Source organism: Streptomyces sp. NPDC023527 (assembly GCF_055560115.1).
In genome coordinates, this window is the sequence record NZ_JBVHJJ010000004.1 from 49,254 (window position 1) to 67,937 (window position 18,684).

At 73.8% G+C, this 18,684-nt stretch carries 14 protein-coding genes; 3 read left to right on the forward strand and 11 right to left on the reverse strand.

The genetic code is table 11. The annotated features are described in order from the left end of the window. Window positions 1–140: 140 nt before the first annotated feature. From ACZ303_RS09365 to ACZ303_RS09375, 3 genes are read left to right on the forward strand one after another with little or no spacing between them, the layout of a single operon-like run. The gene (locus tag ACZ303_RS09365; protein WP_467336787.1) at window positions 141–656 is read left to right on the forward strand and encodes a hypothetical protein; all 516 of its coding nucleotides are present in this window, start codon (window positions 141–143) and stop codon (window positions 654–656) included. Beyond that, complete coding sequence (locus tag ACZ303_RS09370) at window positions 653–1,144, forward strand: ferritin-like domain-containing protein (protein WP_467336789.1); 492 nt, start codon at window positions 653–655, stop codon at window positions 1,142–1,144. Before ACZ303_RS09365 ends, ACZ303_RS09370 begins: the two co-directional genes overlap by 4 nt. Before the next feature lie 29 nt (window positions 1,145–1,173). After that, window positions 1,174–2,112 (forward strand): aminoglycoside phosphotransferase family protein, encoded by a 939-nt coding sequence (locus ACZ303_RS09375; RefSeq protein WP_467336791.1) that lies wholly within the window; start codon window positions 1,174–1,176, stop codon window positions 2,110–2,112. 88 nt (window positions 2,113–2,200) lie between these two features. Here ACZ303_RS09375 and ACZ303_RS09380 read toward each other — a convergent pair whose 3' ends face one another. The 11 genes from ACZ303_RS09380 to ACZ303_RS09430 all read right to left on the reverse strand — a co-directional run bounded on the left by ACZ303_RS09380 (window position 2,201) and on the right by ACZ303_RS09430 (window position 18,498). Beyond that, window positions 2,201–3,898 (reverse strand): proline--tRNA ligase, encoded by a 1,698-nt coding sequence (locus tag ACZ303_RS09380; protein ID WP_467336793.1) that lies wholly within the window; start codon window positions 3,896–3,898, stop codon window positions 2,201–2,203. Between the two features lie 102 nt (window positions 3,899–4,000). Continuing rightward, on the reverse strand, window positions 4,001–4,534 hold the full coding sequence (locus ACZ303_RS09385; RefSeq protein WP_467336795.1) for a GNAT family N-acetyltransferase: 534 nt from the start codon (window positions 4,532–4,534) through the stop codon (window positions 4,001–4,003). A 40-nt stretch (window positions 4,535–4,574) separates the two neighbouring features. Then, the gene (locus ACZ303_RS09390) at window positions 4,575–5,420 is read right to left on the reverse strand and encodes a GNAT family N-acetyltransferase (RefSeq protein ID WP_467336797.1); all 846 of its coding nucleotides are present in this window, start codon (window positions 5,418–5,420) and stop codon (window positions 4,575–4,577) included. Window positions 5,421–5,582: 162 nt separating this feature from the next. After that, window positions 5,583–6,740: a flavodoxin-dependent (E)-4-hydroxy-3-methylbut-2-enyl-diphosphate synthase gene (gene ispG, locus ACZ303_RS09395; protein ID WP_467336799.1), complete on the reverse strand. Its 1,158-nt coding sequence runs from the start codon at window positions 6,738–6,740 to the stop codon at window positions 5,583–5,585. A gap of 141 nt (window positions 6,741–6,881) precedes the next feature. After that, a complete protein-coding gene (locus ACZ303_RS09400) occupies window positions 6,882–8,183 on the reverse strand; it encodes a M50 family metallopeptidase (protein ID WP_467336801.1) in 1,302 nt (433 codons plus the stop codon). Further along, the gene (gene dxr / locus ACZ303_RS09405) at window positions 8,180–9,451 is read right to left on the reverse strand and encodes a 1-deoxy-D-xylulose-5-phosphate reductoisomerase (RefSeq protein ID WP_467336803.1); all 1,272 of its coding nucleotides are present in this window, start codon (window positions 9,449–9,451) and stop codon (window positions 8,180–8,182) included. The genes ACZ303_RS09400 and dxr overlap by 4 nt, the downstream gene beginning before the upstream one ends. A 99-nt stretch (window positions 9,452–9,550) precedes the next feature. Beyond that, window positions 9,551–11,485 (reverse strand): acyl-CoA dehydrogenase family protein, encoded by a 1,935-nt coding sequence (locus ACZ303_RS09410; RefSeq protein ID WP_467336805.1) that lies wholly within the window; start codon window positions 11,483–11,485, stop codon window positions 9,551–9,553. 137 nt (window positions 11,486–11,622) lie between these two features. Then, on the reverse strand, window positions 11,623–12,588 hold the full coding sequence (locus tag ACZ303_RS09415; RefSeq protein WP_467336808.1) for an NADP-dependent oxidoreductase: 966 nt from the start codon (window positions 12,586–12,588) through the stop codon (window positions 11,623–11,625). A gap of 185 nt (window positions 12,589–12,773) precedes the next feature. Continuing rightward, entirely contained in the window at window positions 12,774–14,219 is a 1,446-nt protein-coding gene (locus ACZ303_RS09420) for an aldehyde dehydrogenase family protein (protein WP_467336810.1), read from the reverse strand. Window positions 14,220–14,524: 305 nt separating this feature from the next. After that, window positions 14,525–16,189 (reverse strand): PucR family transcriptional regulator, encoded by a 1,665-nt coding sequence (locus ACZ303_RS09425; protein WP_467336812.1) that lies wholly within the window; start codon window positions 16,187–16,189, stop codon window positions 14,525–14,527. A 113-nt stretch (window positions 16,190–16,302) separates the two neighbouring features. Next, a complete protein-coding gene (locus ACZ303_RS09430) occupies window positions 16,303–18,498 on the reverse strand; it encodes an ATP-binding protein (RefSeq protein WP_467336814.1) in 2,196 nt (731 codons plus the stop codon). Window positions 18,499–18,684: the final 186 nt, after the last annotated feature.

The window sequence follows — 18,684 nt, forward strand, 5'->3', positions numbered from 1 at the left end:
GTGGGAAAGTCGCGTGTCAGGTCAAAGCCTATCTGTTCCGGCAGCCGACTGACGATTCGGTCCCTGGTCCATGGCCTCGTGGCCGCGCGCCGGTACGCTCGCGTGCGGTGATCATGACGGGACCTGGCGGAAAGAGGATCGTGGCGCTCACGACGACGACGCGGGACCCTGTCGGCCCGCGCAGACGCAGGGTACTGGCAGGGGGCGCGGCCGCTGTACTGACCGGCGGCGCGGCGGCGCTGCTGACCGGCTGCTCGGGCGACTCCGGCCCGGCCGACCCCGAGCGCGGCGCCGCCGCGGAGCGGCTGCGCGCCGCCGCCGGGCGGGACAGCACCGCGCTGGTGGAGCGGTACGACGCGACGATCGCCGCGCACGGCGGTCTCGCCGCGCGGCTGCGGCCGCTGCGGGACGAGGCCGCCCGGCACGCCAACGCCTTCGGGGCGCCGGCCCCGACCGCGGCCCCCGCCGAGGACGTGGCCAAGGACGTGCCCAAGGAGGAGAAGGCCGCCCTGGCCGCCCTCGCCGAGGCCGAGCGGCACGCCGCGGGCGCCCGTACCGCCGCCCTGACCGGCGCCCCGCCCGAGCTGGCCCGCCTCCTCGCCTCCGTCGCGGCGGCCGGGGCGGCGCACGTCTATCTGCTCGGGGGCGGCGCGTGAGGAACGCCAGTCCGCCCGCACGGCACCGGACGCTGGAGGCGGCGCAGGCCGCGCTGGGGGCGGAGCACGCGGCGGTGTACGGGTACGGGGTCGTCGGCGCCCGCGTCGGCGAGGACCGGGCCGCCGAGGCCCGCGAGGGCCACGACGCGCACCGGGCGCGACGGGACGCGATGAGCCGGGCGGTGAGGGACCTGGGCGGCACGCCCGAGGCGGCGGCCGCCGGGTACGCGCTGCCGTTCCCGGTGCCGGACGCGGACGCCGCGGTGCGGCTGGCGGCGGAGCTGGAGAGCCGCGTCGCCGCCGTGCACGCCGATCTCGTACGGGCCGCGACGGGGGCCCTGCGCCGCGAGGCGGCGACGGCGGTGCGGGACGCGGCGGTGCGGGCGACGCGCTGGCGCGGCGGCAGCGTAGCCTTCCCTGGGCTCACCGAGCGGCCCGCTCCCACGATGCCCAGCGGCTCGCCGAGTGGTTCGCCGGACCGCGCCTGACCAGCGAAGACGAAAAGGACAGCGCAGGGATGACCAACGCGAACAACCGCCTCGAACCGCCGGAGCGGCTGGTGCGGACCCTGAGCTCCGAGCCCGCGGACGAGGTGGCGCGCCGCTGGCTGGCGGCGCTGCCGGACATTGTCCAGGGGTACGTGAAGCGCTGGGAGTTGACGCCCGAGCGGGTCCAGACGCCCGGCGGGCGGACCAGCATGGTCGTGCTCGTACGGCAGGCCGACGACACGCCCGCCGCGCTCAAGCTCTGCCCGCCCGGCGGTACGGCCGCGCTCGAACACGCGGCGCTCACCGAGTGGGACGGCCGCCACGCGGTGCGCCCGCTGCGGGTGGCCGAGGAGGAGGGTGCGGGCGGGGCCCTGCTGCTGGAGCGGCTGCACGGTGACATCAGCCTGCGTTCGCTGGCGGAGGCGAAGGCCCAACTGGAGGCGGCCGCGGTGCTTCAGCGGCTGTGGGTGGTGCCGGGCGAGGGCCACCCGTACCCGAGCGTGACCGACCACACCGCCTCCATGGCGGACGCCCTGCGCGGGTGGCGGGAGGAGCCGTGGGCGGCGGACGCACGGGCGCTGATCGACGAGGCGCTCGCGCTCCGGGAGGACTTGGTGGCCGACCCGGCGGAATCCGGCGTTCTGCTGCACGGCGAGTACGACCAGGGCACGGTGCTGGCCGCCGACCGCGCGCCGTGGCTGGCCGTCGGCCCCCGGCCGTTGGTGGGCGAGCGCGCGTACGACCTGGCGTGGCTGGTCCGCGACCGGGTCGACACGCTGCTGGCCGCGCCGGGCTCGGCGGCGGCGGCCCGCCGCCGGGTGGCGAAGCTCGCGGACTCCTTGGACGTCGCGCCGGACCGTCTGCGCGGCTGGACGGTGTTCCGCGCGACGGAGGCGGGGACGGGGGCGCTGGCCGCTGGGCGTGGGGCGCAGGGTGAACTGCTGCTGGAGTTCGCGGGGTTGCTGTAGTTCCGGGGGCCCACATGCCGGCCGGGCGTGAAATCAAGCCCGGCCGGCGATTGAGGCCACCCGAGGACTCGCCCCCGGTTACGGGCCGTCAGACCAGCGCTGTCAGCCGACGCACGGCCTCGCTCGTCGTCATCTCCTCCCGCTCCCCCGTCCGCCGATCCTTCAGCTCGACCACGCCATCCGCCGCGCCACGCCCCACGACCAGAATCGTCGGCACCCCGATCAACTCCGCGTCCGTGAACTTGACGCCGGGAGAGACGCCCGCCCGATCGTCCAGCAGCACCCGCACCCCCGCCTCCGCCAACTGCGCGGCGAGCGCGGACGCCAGCTCCGTCTGCACCGCCTTGCCCGCCGCGACGATGTGGACGTCCGCCGGGGCGATCTCGCGGGGCCAGCACAGGCCCGACGCGTCGTGGGTCTGCTCGGCGAGCGCGGCCACCGCGCGCGAGACGCCGATGCCGTACGAGCCCATCGTCACCCGGACCGGCTTGCCCTGCTGCCCCAGGACATCGAGGCCGAACGCGTCGGCGTACTTCCGGCCGAGCTGGAAGATGTGGCCGATTTCGATCGCCCGGCCGATCTCCAGGCCGGCGCCGCACCGGGGGCAGGGGTCGCCCTGTTCGACCACGACGACGTCGAGGTACTGGTCGACCTCGAAGTCCCGGCCGCACACCACGTTGCGGGCGTGGGTGTCGGGCTTGTTGGCGCCGGTGACCCAGGCGGTGCCGGGTGCCACGCGCGGGTCGGCGATGTAGCGCAGCTTCGTGCCCTGCGGGCCGACGTAGCCCCGTACGAGGTCGGGGCGGCCGGCGAAGTCCTCGGCCGTCACCAACTCCACGACGGCGGGCGCCAGGTGCTCGCCCAGCTTGCCGAGGTCGACCTCGCGGTCGCCCGGCACGCCGACGGCCGTGATCTCGCCGTCGATCTTGACGAGGAGGTTCTTCAGGGTCGCCGAGGCGGGCACGCCCAGGTGCTCGGCGAGCGTCTCGATGGTGGGGGTGTCGGGGGTGTCGAGCTCCTCGACGGGGCCGTGCTCCGTGGCGGCGGCCGGTGCGACGACGGTGGTCACGGCCTCGGTGTTGGCGGCGTAGTCGCACTTCGGGCAGTCCACGAAGGTGTCCTCGCCGGCCGCGGCCGGGGCGAGGAACTCCTCCGACGCCGAGCCGCCCATCGCGCCGGAGACGGCGGAGACGATCCGGTAGTCGAGGCCGAGGCGCTCGAAGATACGGGTGTACGCCGCGCGGTGCAGGCGGTAGGACTCGGCCAGGCCCTCGTCCGTGGTGTCGAAGGAGTAGGAGTCCTTCATCTGGAACTCGCGGCCGCGCAGCACGCCCGAGCGGGGGCGCGCCTCGTCGCGGTACTTCGTCTGGATCTGGTAGAGGATCACGGGCAGGTCCTTGTAGGACGTGCACTGGTCCTTGACGGTGAGGGTGAAGATCTCCTCGTGCGTGGGGCCGAGCAGATATTCCGCGCCCTTGCGGTCCTTGAGGCGGAAGAGGAGGTCGCCGTACTCCTCCCAGCGGCCGCTCGTCTCGTAGGGCTCCTTGGGCAGGAGGGCGGGGAGGAGGACCTCCTGGCCGCCGATGGCGTCCATCTCCTCGCGGACGACGCGGGAGATGTTGTCCAGCACCTTCTTGCCCAGCGGCAGCCACGTCCAGATCCCGGCGGAGGTGCGGCGGACGTAACCGGCACGGACCAGCAGCTTGTGGCTGGCGGTCTCGGCGTCGGCCGGGTCGTCGCGCAGTGTTTTGAGCATCGTCGTGGACATGCGCTGGACGTGGGCCATCGTGATCTCCTGCGGGCGTAGTGGGATGCCAGGAGATTAGCGGCAGGCCGTGACCGCGCGGAAACGGGTTCTCACCACCGGTCCCGCCGGGCGGAGGCGGGCTCAGCCCAGCAGCGGCAACGGCGCCCCCATCACCACATACGGGCTCGGCGCGCTGGGGAAGACCACCGGCCGGGCCAGGTCGCGGTAGCCCAGGCTGCGGTAGAGGGCGCGGGCCGGGCTCTCGGTGTCGATGGCGGAGAGGATGCTGCGGGGTTCGGCGACGCCCAGGGTGATGGCCGTGATGAGGGAACGGCCGATGCCGCGCTTCTGGTGGTCGGGGTGGACGTGCAGCTCGGTGATGACGAAGGCGTTGTCGAGCCAGCCGTCGGAGCCGGTGGCGCGCAGATACGGTTCGACGATGCTGGACCACCAGTGGGAGCGGTCGTTGGGCATGCCGTAGACGAAGCCGACCAGCCGGCCGTCCGGCGTCGTGGCGCCGAGGGCCCGCGCGCCCGGGCTCGCCAGGTGCCGGAGCACGATGTGGCGTCGTACGCCGATCTCTTCCTCGGTGAGGCCGAAGGCCAGGGCCTGTACGGCCAGCGCGTCGTCCACCCGCGCGCCCAGGTCCAGCGGCCCGACCACGATGTCATCCATGCGGGGAGGCTACCCGGGCGGACGCCGCCCGGCGCTCCGGTCAGAAGAGGACGCTCATGAACGCGCCGACTTCCTGGAAGCCGACGCGCCGGTAGGCGGCCCTGGCAGCGGTGTTGTAGTCGTTGACGTAGAGGCTGACGACCGGGGAGATCTCGCCGAGGGCGTACCGCAGCACGGCGGCCATGCCGGTCTCGGAGAGGCCGCGGCCGCGGTGTTCGGGGGCGACCCAGACGCCCTGGACCTGGCAGGCGCCGGGGGTGGCGGCGCCGATCTCGGCCTTGAAGACGACGCGGCCGTCCTCGATGCGGGCGAAGGACCGGCCGGAGCCGACGAGCTCGGCGACGCGGGCCTGGTAGAGCAGTCCGCCGTCGCCGGCGAGCGGTGAGACGCCGACCTCCTCGGTGAACATCGCCACGCACGCCGGCATGATCACGTCCATCTCGTCCTTGCGGATGCGGCGTACGAGCGGGTCGGGCTCGACGTCCGCGGGCAGGGCGGAGGTGACCATCAGGGGCTGGTGGGCGCGGACCTCGCGGGCCGGGCCCCAGTGGGGTTCGAGGAGGGACCACAGCTCGGCGGTGGCCTCGGCGGGCCCGACGATGGACGAGCAGCGGCGGCCGGAGCGGCGGGCGCGGTCGGCGAAGGCCCGTACGGCCTCGGGGGTCGCGCAGATGGGGACGAGGTTGGCGCCGGCGTAGCAGAGGGACTCCAGGCGGCCGCCCGCGTACCAGCCCCACATCTCGCCGCCGAGCCGCCAGGGGTCGAGTCCGGCGACCTGGACCCGGGCGGCGACGAAGGCGTTGGCGACGGGATCGCGGTCGAGGACGGCGAGGGCGGCGTCGAGTTCGCCGGGCTCCAGGACCTTGGTGGTGGTCGTCGTCAACACGTGTCGGTATGCCTCACCGTCGCGGGCCGGTGGCCATGGGAACAGGTCTTGGAACTGTACCTCTCCGGCTCTTCGCACACCTCCCCCGCCGGGTGGCGGATACGGCGGTGCCCCGCCGCGGGGGACGGGGCACCATCAGGTCCGGGAGGGAGCGGCGGGCGGTCAGCCGCTGACGCTGATCTCGGGCTCGCCGGAGGCGACGCCGTCCTTCTCCATCTGCTCGGCGATCTTCAGTGCTTCCTCGATGAGGGTCTCCACGATCTTCGACTCGGGGACGGTCTTGATGACCTCGCCCTTCACGAAGATCTGGCCCTTGCCGTTGCCGGAGGCGACACCGAGGTCGGCCTCGCGGGCCTCGCCGGGGCCGTTGACGACGCAGCCCATGACGGCGACGCGCAGCGGGACCTCCATGCCCTCCAGGCCGGCGGACACCTCGTCGGCGAGCTTGTAGACGTCGACCTGGGCGCGGCCGCAGGACGGGCAGGAGACGATCTCCAGGCGGCGCTGGCGCAGGCCCAGGGACTCCAGGATCTGCATGCCGACCTTGATCTCCTCGGCCGGCGGGGCCGACAGGGAGACGCGGATGGTGTCGCCGATGCCCTCGGAGAGCAGCGCGCCGAAGGCGACGGCGGACTTGATGGTGCCCTGGAAGGCGGGGCCGGCCTCGGTGACGCCGAGGTGCAGGGGGTAGTCGCACTGGGCGGCGAGCTGGCGGTAGGCGTTGACCATCACGACCGGGTCGTTGTGCTTGACCGAGATCTTGATGTCGCGGAAGCCGTGCTCCTCGAAGAGGGAGGCCTCCCACAGCGCGGACTCGACCAGCGCCTCGGGGGTGGCCTTGCCGTACTTCGCCAGGAGGCGGGCGTCCAGGGAGCCGGCGTTGACGCCGATCCGGATGGGGGTCCCGGCCTCGCCGGCGGCCTTGGCGATCTCCTTGACCTTGTCGTCGAACTGCTTGATGTTGCCCGGGTTCACCCGGACCGCGGCGCAGCCGGCGTCGATCGCGGCGAAGACGTACTTCGGCTGGAAATGGATGTCGGCGATCACCGGGATCTGCGACTTCTTGGCGATGATCGGCAGCGCGTCGGCGTCGTCCTGGGTCGGGCAGGCGACGCGCACGATCTGGCAGCCGGAGGCGGTGAGCTCGGCGATCTGCTGGAGCGTGGCGCCGATGTCCGAGGTCCGGGTCGTCGTCATCGACTGCACCGATACGGGCGCGTCGCCTCCGACGGCCACGGAGCCGACCTGGATCTTGCGGCTGACCCTGCGGTCGGCGAGCTTGATCGGAACGGACGGCATTCCAAGCGAAATCGCAGTCATCTGGCGAGCAACCCCAAGGTGTGAAATCCAGGTCCCGAGATCGGCGGGCTCCGGCCTTCGAGGTTACGGCAAGGGATCCCCTGGGAGCACATCCCACCCCTCGCCGGGCGGACCGGGGACCACCCCGGTCCGCCCGTGGGTCTACGTGAGGCGGACCGGGTTGACCAGGTCGGCGATCAGCACCAGCAGCGTGAAGCAGATGAAGATCCCGGCCACCACATACGCGACCGGCATGAGCTTCGCCACGTCGAACGGGCCCGGGTCGGGGCGGCGGAACACCCGGGCGAAGGCGCGCCGCACGGACTCCCAGAGGGCGCCCGCGATGTGCCCGCCGTCCAGCGGCAGCAGCGGCAGCATGTTGAACAGGAACAGCGAGAGGTTGAAGCCGGCGACCAGGAAGAGCATGGTCGCGACCTGCTGGGACGGCGGGATGTCGAGGTTGAAGACCTCGCCGCCGACGCGGGCCGCGCCCACCACGCCCATGGGTGAGTCGGCCTTGCGCTCGCCGCCGTCGAAGGCGGCGTTCCACAGGTCGGGGATCTTGCCCGGCAGGGCGATCAGCGACTCGACGCCGGACTGGACCATGTCGCCCATCCGGTCGACGGACTGGCCGAAGGACTGCGGTACGACGCCGGTGGCGGGGGTGAAGCCCAGGAAGCCCGCGGTGACGTACTGGCCCTTGATGGGCGTGCCCTTGCTGTCGTACTTCTGGACCTGGTTGGAGATCAGGTCGGCGCTCAGGGTCTTGCGCTCGCCGTCGCGGACGACGGTGAGGGTCGCCGGGCCGGTGGTCCTGCGGATCTCCTTCTGGAGGGTGGCCCAGTCGTCGACCCGGTGGCCGTCGAAGCCGACGATCTTGTCGCGCGGCTGGAGGCCGGCGGCCTTGGCCGGGGAGGGCTTGTCCGACGCGGAGCACTTGTCGGTCGGCGCGCTGGCGGAGACGACGCAGTCGGAGACGGTGGAGACCTGCGTGGTCTGGGTGCTTATGCCGAAGGACATCATCACGCCGAGGAAGATCACCACGGCCAGGACCAGGTTCATGAACGGTCCGGCGAACATCACGATGACGCGCTTCCACGGCTTGCGCGTGTAGAACAGCCGCGACTCGTCACCCGGCTGGAGCTCCTCGAAGGCCGCCGACCGGGCGTCCTCGATCATGCCGCGCCAGGGCGAGGTGGAGCGGGCGGTGATCTTCCCGTCCGCGCCGGGCGGGAACATGCCGATCATGCGGATGTAGCCGCCGAGCGGGACCGCCTTGATGCCGTACTCGGTGTCGCCCTTGCGCCGCGAGAACAGGGTCGGGCCGAAGCCGACCATGTACTGCGGCACCCGGATGCCGAAGAGCTTGGCGGTGGAGAGGTGCCCCAGCTCGTGCCAGGCGATCGAGAAGAGCAGGCCCACCACGAAGACGACTATCCCGAGGACGGTCATCAGTGTTGTCATGCGCGGGCCTCCGAGGTCGCTTTCACCGTACGGGCCGCCGCGCGGGCGGCCAGTTCACGGGCCCGGGCGCGGGCCCAGGTATCCGCTTGCAGGACGTCCGGGACCGTCAGCGGGGTTCCCGACGCGGGGGTGCCGTGTTCCGCCACCACTTCCGCGACGGTATCGACAATCCCATTGAACGGCAGCGCGCCGGCGAGGAACGCGTCCACGCACTCCTCGTTCGCCGCGTTGAAGACGGCGGGTGCGGTGCCGCCGAGGTCACCGACGTGCCGGGCGAGGCCGACCGAGGGGAAGGCGTCGTTGTCGAGGGGGAAGAACTCCCAGGTGGAGGCCTTGGACCAGTCGAAGGCGGGGGCCGCGTCCGGGACCCGTTCGGGCCAGCCGAGGCCGATGGCGATGGGGCCGCGCATGTCGGGCGGGGTGGCCTGGGCGAGCGTGGAGCCGTCCGTGAATTCCACCATCGAGTGGACGTAGGACTGCGGGTGGACGACGACCTCGATGCGGTCGAAGGGGATGTCGTAGAGCAGGTGCGCCTCGATGACCTCCAGCCCCTTGTTGACCAGGGTGGCGGAGTTGATCGTGATCACCGGGCCCATGGACCAGGTGGGGTGCGCGAGGGCGTCCTGGGGGGTGACGGAGGCCAGCTCGGCCTTCGTGCGGCCGCGGAAGGGGCCGCCGGAGGCGGTGACGACCAGCTTGCGGACCTCGGCGCGGGCGCCGCCGAGCAGGGCCTGGAAGAGCGCGGCGTGCTCGGAGTCGACCGGGATGATCTGGCCGGGCTTGGCCAGCGCCTTGACCAGCGGGCCGCCGACGATCAGCGACTCCTTGTTGGCCAGCGCCAGGGTCCGGCCCGCCTCCAGGGCCGCGAGGGTGGGCGCGAGGCCGATGGAGCCGGTGATGCCGTTGAGGACGGTGTGGCACTGGCCGCGGGCGAGCTCGGTGGCCGCGTCGGGCCCCGCCAGGATCTCGGGCAGCGGCTCGGCGCCGTACTGCTCCGCCAGCGCCTCGCGCAGGGCCGGCACCTTGTCGGCCTGCGCGACGGCGACCGTACGGACCCGCAGCCGCCGGGCCTGCTCGGCCAGGAGCGCCACCCGGCCGCCGGCGGCGGACAGGGCCGTCACCGTGAAGCGGTCGGGGTTGCGGAGCACGAGGTCGATGGCCTGGGTACCGATCGAGCCGGTCGAGCCGAGGATCACGATCTCGCGCGGTCCGCCGGCGGCGGTCGGGGCGGAGTAGCGCAGATGCGGGTCAGCGAGGGAGTCCGTCATGGGCTCCATTGTTGCCTCTTCCCGCCGGAGGGCGGACAGGGATCCCCCCGCCCGCCCGCCACGGCGGAGGATTCACATCCGGAACGGGCCGGCGGCCGGTCAGCGGATGGGGCGGTGGACGTTGTCGGTCTTGGACGGGCCCGGGGTGGCGTCGGCGATCCAGGGGCCCTCGCCGCTGGGGTCGACGATGCCGGCCTCCAGCCACTCGTACGCCCCCGACATCACGCCGGAGACGAGCTTGCGGTCGAGGTCGTCGGTGTTGGTCCACAGCCGCCCGAAGAGCTCCTCGACGCGGACGCGCGCCTGCCGGCAGAAGACGTCGGCGAGCTCGTACGCCTCGTGGCCGTGCTCGCCCTCGCCGCGCAGCCGCTCGGCGCGTACGCACGCCGCGCTCATGGCGAAGAGCTCGGCGCCGATGTCGACGATCCGGCCGAGGAAGCCCTGCTTGGTCTCCATGCGGCCCTGCCAGCGCGACATGGCGTAGAAGGTGGAGCGGGCGAGCTTGCGCGAGGAGCGCTCGACGTAGCGCAGGTGGGTGGCCAGGTCGCGGTGGCCGGAGGGGTGGAACTCGGTGAAGGTGCGGGGCAGCTGTCCGGGGCCCGCGACGAGCTTGGGCAGCCAGCGGGCGTAGAAGCCGCCCGCTCGGGCGCCCGCGCGGGCCTTGTCGCCCAGGGACTTCTCGGGGTCGATGAGGTCACCGGCGACCGAGAGGTGGGCGTCGACGGCCTCGCGGGCGATGAGCAGGTGCATGATCTCGGTGGAGCCCTCGAAGATGCGGTTGATGCGCGCGTCGCGCAGCATCTGCTCGGCGGGGACCGCGCGCTCACCCCGGGCGGCCAGCGAGGCCGCGGTCTCATAGCCGCGGCCGCCGCGGATCTGGACCAGCTCGTCGGTCATCAGCCAGGCCATCTCGCTGGCGTAGAGCTTGGCGAGCGCCGCCTCGATGCGGATGTCGTTGCGCTCCTCGTCGGCCATCTGGCCGGAGAGGTCGAGGATGGCCTCCAGGGCGAAGGTGGTCGCGGCGATGAAGGAGATCTTGGCGCCGACCGCCTCGTGTCCGGCGATGGACTTGCCCCACTGCTCGCGGGCGGTGGACCACTCGCGGGCGATCTTCAGGGCCCATTTGCCGCCGGCCACGCACATCGCGGGGATCGACAGGCGGCCGGTGTTCAGGGTGGTCAGGGCGATCTTCAGGCCGGCGCCCTCGGGGCCGATGCGGTTGGCCGCGGGGACGCGGACCTGGTGGAAGCGGGTGACGCCGTTCTCGATGCCGCGCAGGCCCATGAAGGCGTTGCGGTGCTCGACGGTGACGCCCTCGGCCGCCGCCTCGACGACGAAGGCGGTGATGCCGCCCTTGTGGCCCTCGCTCCTCGGCACCCGGGCCATCACCACGAGGAGGTCGGCGACGACGCCGTTGGTGGTCCACAGCTTGACGCCGTCGAGGACGTAGTCGTCGCCGTCGGGCACCGCCGAGGTGGCCAGCCGGGCCGGGTCGGAGCCGACGTCGGGCTCGGTGAGGAGGAACGCCGTGATGTCCGTGCGGGCGCAGCGCGGCAGGAAGGCGTCCTTCTGCGCCTGGGTGCCGAAGAGCTTGAGCGGCTGCGGCACCCCGATGGACTGGTGGGCGGAGAGCAGCGCGCCGAGGGCGGGGCTGACGGAGCCCACGAGGGCCAGGGCCCTGTTGTAGTAGACGGCGGAGAGGCCCAGGCCCCCGTACTTGGTGTCGATCTTCATGCCGAGGGCGCCGAGCTCCTTGAGCCCGTTGACGGTCTCGTCCGGGATCTTCGCCTCGCGCTCGATGCGGGCCCCGTCGACGCGGGTCTCGCAGAAGTCGCGCAGCTTGGCGAGGAACTCCTCGCCGCGCCGCACGTCCTCCAGCGCGGGTGTGGGGTGCGGGTGGATGAGATCGAGGCGGAACCGGCCGAGGAACAGTTCCTTGGCGAAGCTGGGCTTCTTCCAGTCCTGTTCCCGGGCCGCTTCGGCGACCTGACGTGCTTCGCGCTCGGAGACCGGTCGTACGGATGGTGCGGTCATGAGGCACCTCGCCGCTTGTCGGGGCCGTCCCGGTCGGCTACCGACCGGTGCTACTCGACCGTATCTACCCGATCCGCCGGACCTCTACCAGACCTCGCGCAACGATCCGGCCCACCGGGGGACGCGTCCGGCCGTCGTCAGTCGCCGACCGTCAGGACGATCTTTCCGGAGGTGCGGCCCGTCTCGCCCAGCTCATGGGCCTTGGCGGCCTCGGCCAGGGGCAGCACGGCGGCGATCTCGGTGCGCAGCCGGCCGGACTCGACCAGCTCGGTGATGCCCCGCAGTCCGGCGAGGTCGGGCTCGACCAGCAGGCGGGCGGCGCGGACGCCGCGCTCGCGGGCCTCGGCGAGCACGGACTGCTCCAGGGGCAGCAGGGACACGAGGGTGCCGCCGGGGCGCATGGTGCGCAGGGATCGGGCGGGGTAGTCGCCGCTGATGGACTCCAGGACGACGTCGACGTCGCCGACCACCTCGGCGAAGTCGGCCTGCTGGTAGTCGATGAGCTCGTCGGCGCCCAGGCCGCGCAGGAACTCGTGCTTGGGGGTGCTGGCCGTGCCGATGACGTACGCGCCGCGGGCCTTGGCGATCTGGACGGCCAGATGGCCGACGCCGCCCGCCGCCGCGTGGATCAGGACGCGCTGACCCTCGCGGACGTCGGCGGTGTCGACGAGGGCCTGCCAGGCGGTGAGCGCGGCGAGCGGCAGGGCGGCGGCCTGGACGTGGTCGAGTCCCTGCGGCTTGGGAGCGAAGTGCCGGGTGGGGGCGGTGACGTACTCGGCGTAGGCGCCCGCCGGGTGCGGGAAGCGGGGCATGCCGTAGACCTCGTCGCCGGGGGCGTAGAGGGTCACGCCGTCGCCGACGGCCTCGACCACGCCGGAGACGTCGAAGCCGACGGTGAAGGGGGTGGTGTGGCCGGAGTAGAAGCGGCCGCGCGAGCGGGTCTTCCAGTCGACCGGGTTGACTCCGGCGGCGCGGACCCGCACCAGGATCTCGGTCGCGCCCGGCTCGGGACGGTCGGTCTCGACCAGCTCCAGCACCTCGGGGCCGCCGGCGGTCTCCTGGCGGACGGCGCGCATGCGGGCGGGGGCGGTGGTGTCGGCCATGGTGGTTCGCTCCTTGCGGATCGGGCTGTGTGCGATGGCTCCAGCCTGGTGGAGAAACCGGCCGCCGACGAGTGGCCCGACTGCCACGACGCGCAAGGATCGGGCCATCGGGTTCCGGGGATACGCGAACGGCCGGGGTGCGCCCGTGCGGGCGCGCCCCGGCCGTTCGGCCGTGTCCGTATCGCCTACAGGGCGAGGCCCGTCAGGACCAGCACCCGCTCGTAGGTGTAGTCGTCCATCGCGTAGCGGACGCCCTCACGGCCCACGCCGGACTGCTTGGCGCCGCCGTAGGGCATCTGGTCGGCGCGGTAGGACGGCACATCGCCGATGATGACGCCGCCGGTCTCCAGCGCGCGGTGCGCGCGGAAGGCGGTCTGCAGGTCGTGCGTGAAGACGCCCGCCTGGAGGCCGTACGGGGAGTCGTTGACGGCGTCGAACGCGGCCTGCTCACCGTCGGCGCGGGTGAGGGTGAGGACCGGCCCGAAGACCTCCTCGCAGGCGATCGTCACGTCGGCGGGGACGTCCGCGAGCACGGTCGGGGCGTACGTGGCGCCCTCGCGCTTGCCGCCGGCGAGCAGCGTGGCACCGGCCTGTACGGCCTCGTCGACCCAGGACTCGACGCGCTTGGCGGCGTCCTCGCTGACCAGCGGGCCGACGTCGGTGGCGGCGTCGGACGGGTCGCCCGTCACCTGCGCCTCGACGGCCGCGACGACCTTCGGCACGAGCCGCTCGTACAGCGAGGCGTCGGCGATGACGCGCTGCACGGAGATGCAGGACTGGCCGCCCTGGTAGTTGGAGAAGGTGGCGATGCGCTGCGCCGCCCAGTCCAGGTCCTCCTCGGAGGACCAGTCGGCCAGGACGACGGCCGCGCCGTTGCCGCCGAGCTCCAGGGTGACGTGCTTGCGCGGCGCGGAGTCGAGGATCGACCAGCCGACCGGGCCGGAGCCGGTGAAGGAGATCACCGGGAGGCGCTCGTCCTGGACGAGGGCGGGCATCCGGTCGTTCGGTACGGGCAGCACGCTCCACGAACCGGCCGGCAGGTCCGTCTCGGCGAGGATCTCGCCCAGGATCAGGGACGAGATGGGGGTCGCCGGGGCGGGCTTGAGGATGATCGGGGCGCCGACGGCGATGGCCGGGGCGACCTTGTGGGCGCTCAGGTTGAGCGGGAAGTTGAAGGGCGCGATGCCGAGGACGGTGCCGCGGGGGAAGCGGCGCGTCAGCGCGAGGCGGCCGGTGCCGCCGGCGTCGGTGTCCAGGCGCTGGGCGTCACCGGCGTTGAACCGGCGGGCCTCCTCGGCGGCCCAGCGGAAGACGGAGACGGCGCGGCCGACCTCGCCGCGGGCCCACTTGATGGGCTTGCCGTTCTCGGCGGAGATCAGCTGGGCGATCTCCTCGGTGCGCTCGGTGAGCCGCTTGGCGACGTGGTCCAGGGCGGCGGTGCGGACGTGCGCGGGCGTGGCCGCGAACTCGTCCCGGACGGCGTGCGCGGCGGCGACGGCCTCCTCGACCTGCGCCTCGGTGGGCACGCTCACGGTCCCGACGAGACGGCCGTCCCAGGAGTTCGTGACATCGAAGGTCTCCTCGCCGGTGGCCTCGCGGCCGGCCAGCCAGAACGCGTGGGGAGCAGTCACGGTTTTTCCCTCCCGGGGGGTGTTGATGATTTTGGCTTCCCCACGGTAGGCGCGGGGGCGCCGGGGGCCGATTGTCCGTGGTGGAGCGTGGGGGCCGGCGGGCGCGCCGCTATGGCGGGGTTGGGTGTGCTGCCGGCCCCACCGGGGACTTCGCCCCCAGCCCCCCGTACCGCGCTGCGCGCGGTGTCCTCGATCTCCCCCAGCTACCGCTGGGAGTCGCCCCCAGACGGGCTTGATCAGGCCGGCCCAATCCAGCCCGTCCGGCGCTTGAGGACCGGGGTCCGGGGCGGAGCCCCAGGAAACGGCTAGTCCGTGCCCGCAGCCGATGTCGTCTTCAAGGCCAGCCACAACTCCATGCGGACATCGGGGTCGTCCAAGGAACGCCCCAAAATCTCCTCCACCCGCCGCATGCGATAGCGCAGCGTATGCCGGTGGACGCCCAGATCCGCCGCCGCCGCGTCCCACTGGCCGTGGCGGGAGAGCCAGGCGCGGAGGGAGGCGACGAGGTCGCCGCGGCCGGTGGCGTCGTGTTCGTACAGGGCGCGGAGCAGGCCGTCCGCGAAGGCGCGTACGGCGTCGTCGGCGAGGAGCGGGAGGACGGAGCCCGCCGCGACCTCCTCGTGTTCGACGAGGACCCGGCCGCGCCGGCGGGCCACCGACAGGGCCTGTTCGGCCTGGCGGTAGGCGGCCGCGGCGGCGATCGGGCCGGCGGGTGCCGACAGGCCGACGACGAGGTCGCAGGCGGGCGCGGCGGCGCTGCGGTCCCGCGGCCGGGACTTGGTGCCGCGGCGGGCCTCTATCGCCCCGGCGTGCGCCGCGCAGGCCGCGACCGCCGCGCCGCCGTCCGGCGCGAGGACGATGAGCCGCTCGCCGTCGGGGACGACCAGCACCGCCTCCGCCACCCGGCCCGCCGCGGTCTCCACCGCGTCGGCGAGCACCCCGAGCGGATCGGGAGCGGCGCCGGGCTCGCCCTGCGGCTCCGTGCCGCCCTCACCGTCGGCAGCCGCCCCGTCGGTCACCGCCTCGGCGACCAGCATCCGGAAGGGCGCGTCCAGCAGCCCGCCGTAGAGATCGCCGGCGACGGCCCGCGCGTGGTCCGGCTCGCCCGCGAGGAGCATCCGCAGCACCGCCGCCCCCAGCCGCTGCTCGGCGTCCTGGAGGGCGCGGGAGCGCTCGGTGGTGAGGGTGAGCAGCGCGATCGCGGACTGCACGGCGTAGCGCTCGGCGGTGCCCAGCGGGGCGCCCGTGCCGACGGCGAGGACGCCGCGGGCGCGGCGCCCGGAGCCGAGGGACTGGAGCTCGACCCGGTCGGCGCCCTCGTCGGCGGGGTCGTCGCCGACGACCGCGGTAGCGGGCGCGGGCCGTTCCCGCAGCCGTTCGACGTCCCGGGTCAGCCGGGCGGCGCGGCGCGCGGCCCAGTCGGGTGCCGCGGCGACGACCGCGCCCGACGCGTCGTACAGCGCGGCCCAGCCGTCGAGGTGGGCGGCCAGCCGGGCCAGCAGCGCGGCGGGCCCCTCCGCGCCGACCGCGGCCCGCGTCAGCTCGCGCTGGGCCTCGAAGCCTGCGGTGACCGCGCGGTACTGGTCGGCGGCGATGGCCGCCGAGACGGCCTTGCTGATGGCGAGGAAGGGCGTGCGGCGCGGCACTTCGAGCAGCGGCAGCCCCTCCTGCTCGGCCGCCTCGACCAGGGCCCGCGGCACCTGCTCGTAGTTGACGCCGACGGCGAAGCCGAGCCCCACGACCCCGGCGCGGACCAGCCTGCGCACATACGCCCGCATCTCCCGCGGATCCTCCGCGTCGATCTTCATCGCGGTGATCAGGAGGAGCTCCCCGCCGTCCATCCAGGGCACGGGATCGACCAGCTCGCTGACGTGCGCCCAGCGGATGGGCGTGTCCAGCCGGTCCTCCCCCGCGAGCACGGCGAGCTTCAGCGCGGAGTGATGGACGAGTGAGGCGAGCGTGGGAGGCATGGCACCTTCGGAGGAGCGTCGAGGCGACTGCGCCGTCCCGTATGAACGGCTGCTCCCGATTCTGCCTCAGTGGAGGATTCGCCGGGCACGTGAACGTCGCACTCCGCGCGCCCTCACCCCAGGAGGTCGACGAGCACGGGCGGCGCGCTGGCGCCCCGTACGGACGTCACGGACAGCACCGCGTGCCCGGCGGGCACCGCGTGCGCCAGTTCCGAGGCGGACCAGCGCTCCCGCTCGACCTTGCGGACGGTCACGGACTGGGCGGTGACCGCGCGGCCCGTGACCAGCCGGCGCACGATGTGCGAGGCCCGGGTGAGCGGCTCGTGCGCGATGACCTGCCGGTCGGTGATGTCGCGGGTCTCCACCCACTCCTTGCCCCAGACCTCCGCGAAGCGCGCGCCGTCCCAGGTGGTGACCCCGGAGAACGCCATCCGGCAGCCGACGGAACCCAGCAGCGCGCTGCGCAGCGCGTCGGGTACGTCGTCGAGCGTACGGAGGGTGAGCACCGCGCCGGCGTTGGCCGAGCGCAGCCGCCCGAGGCCGCGCACGGTCTCGGGGGTGACGGCGTGCGTGGCGTCGTCCAGGACGAGGCAGGCGAACAGCGAGCGGTCGGCGCGGGCGACCGCGCACTCGGTGAACTGCGCGAGGACGAGTCGGGCCAGCATCCGCGACGCCTCGGCGTGGCCGCGCTCGGGCAGGTCGATCCGCACCCGCAGCGGGTGTTCGAGGGTGCGCAGCGAGAAGGTGCGGCCGGGGCGCGTGGTGTCGAAGAAGCGGGCGAAGGCGGGCCGGTCGAGGAGGGCGAGCCGGTCGGCGAGCAGGGGTCCGGCGTCGCCGGGGCGGTGGGCCTGCCGTTCGCGCGCGTCGAGCTCCCGGGCGAGGGCGTCGTGGCCGCCGGCCGTGAGGGCGTCGCGCAGCACGGCGACGGCGGCGGCCGAGCCGTCGAGGAGTTCGCGCAGCTCGGGTACGGACGGGAAGCGGCCGTGGACCTCGCGGTACGGGCCGAGGATCTGGGCCAGCGCGGTCGCCGCCCGGCGGCCGCCCTCGCCGGGGAGGGCGGCGGTGACGTCGCCGACGAGCCCCTCGGCGAGGACCGCGGCGGCCTCGTCGGGGTCGTCGGTGCCGCCGTACAGGTCGAGGTCGTAGTCGGAGTCGGGCCGTCCGATCCTCACCACGATGTCGAACGCCTCGTCGGGCGCGAGGCGGGCGCCGGCCGCCCCGACGGCGACGACGGCGGCGCGCCCGGCGAGCGCCTGGAGGCACAGCGACTCCAGTACGGGCCGCACCAGCCGGTCCGTCTTCCCGCACCCCGCCGGCCCGACGGCGAGCAGGGAGGTGCCCAGCAGGGCCGGGTCGAGGGCGAACCCGGCGCCGCGGTGCTCGTAGGGGTTGCGCGCGTCGTCGGCGGCGGTGCCGAGCCGCACCTGCCGGGTGAGGAGGTCGTGCCGGGCGGTGCGGACGGGCAGGTCGCGGGCGCCCGAGGGGTGCGCGCAGGCGGCGGCGCCGTGCCGGAGCACGGTCTCGGTGAAGGAGGCGAGCCGGCCGGGCCGGGTCCGTACGGACTGCCAGGCGCGCTCGATCCGGGCGTGGTCGACGTCGTTCATCAGCCCGGACCGCGCCTCGGCGGCCAGCCGGTCGGCGGCGTCGTGGACACCGGCCTCGCGCAGCCGCGGCCAGTCGGCGGGGTCCTGGCCGGCGGTGGCGCCGTGGCCGTGGGTGGCGGCCGGGGTGGCGCCGCCGTCGTCCCACAGACGGCGCAGCACGGGCGCGGCGAATCGGCGCCAGACCTGCGGCCAGCGGCCGAGGCGGCCGAAGACGACGAGGAGCGCGCCCAGCCAGAGGGCGTAGTAGGTGTAGACCGTCCAGACGGCGGTCATGCCCTGGTGCCAGGAGTCGGGGGTCAGGACCGACAGGGGCCAGAGCCAGTACGAGCCGAGGTAGCCGTTCCACAGCAGCGAGCCCAGCAGCCAGCCGCACAGGAGCGCGAGGAGGGCGCCGCTGAGCAGCTGCCGGCCGGGGATCCGGTCGGGCTCCTCGGGTGGCTTGGGCCGGTGTCCGTAGGCCCAGACGCCGGGGGCGACGGCCGGGCGGGGGGCGCGCAGCCAGGTGAGGAAGGACGACCGGTCGCCCCGGTCGTGGACGTCCGGGGCGCGGTCGGGCCGCGGCACGGCGAGCGGTGGGGGCGGCGCGGCGGGTGGGGCCGGCGGCGCGGCGGGCGGCGGGCCCGCCTGGTGCGGCAGCGCCGTCCCGCCGTAGGGGGTCCCGGCTTCTCGTGTGCCGGGAGAGTCGTATGCGCCCTCGGTGTCCATCGATGCCCCTTGCCCCCACCAGCCGTCGGGTCCGCTGTCGCGCTGCGCGCCGCCGCTCAATGTAATGGCGTCGGGCCCGCCATGTCCGGTACGGACAAGGCGGCGCGCGCACTTCTCCCGAACGGAACATGCCCGAGCCCGCCGCGCGCACCTAGCCTGCGAACTAAAGTCCGCGATCTCCCCCTG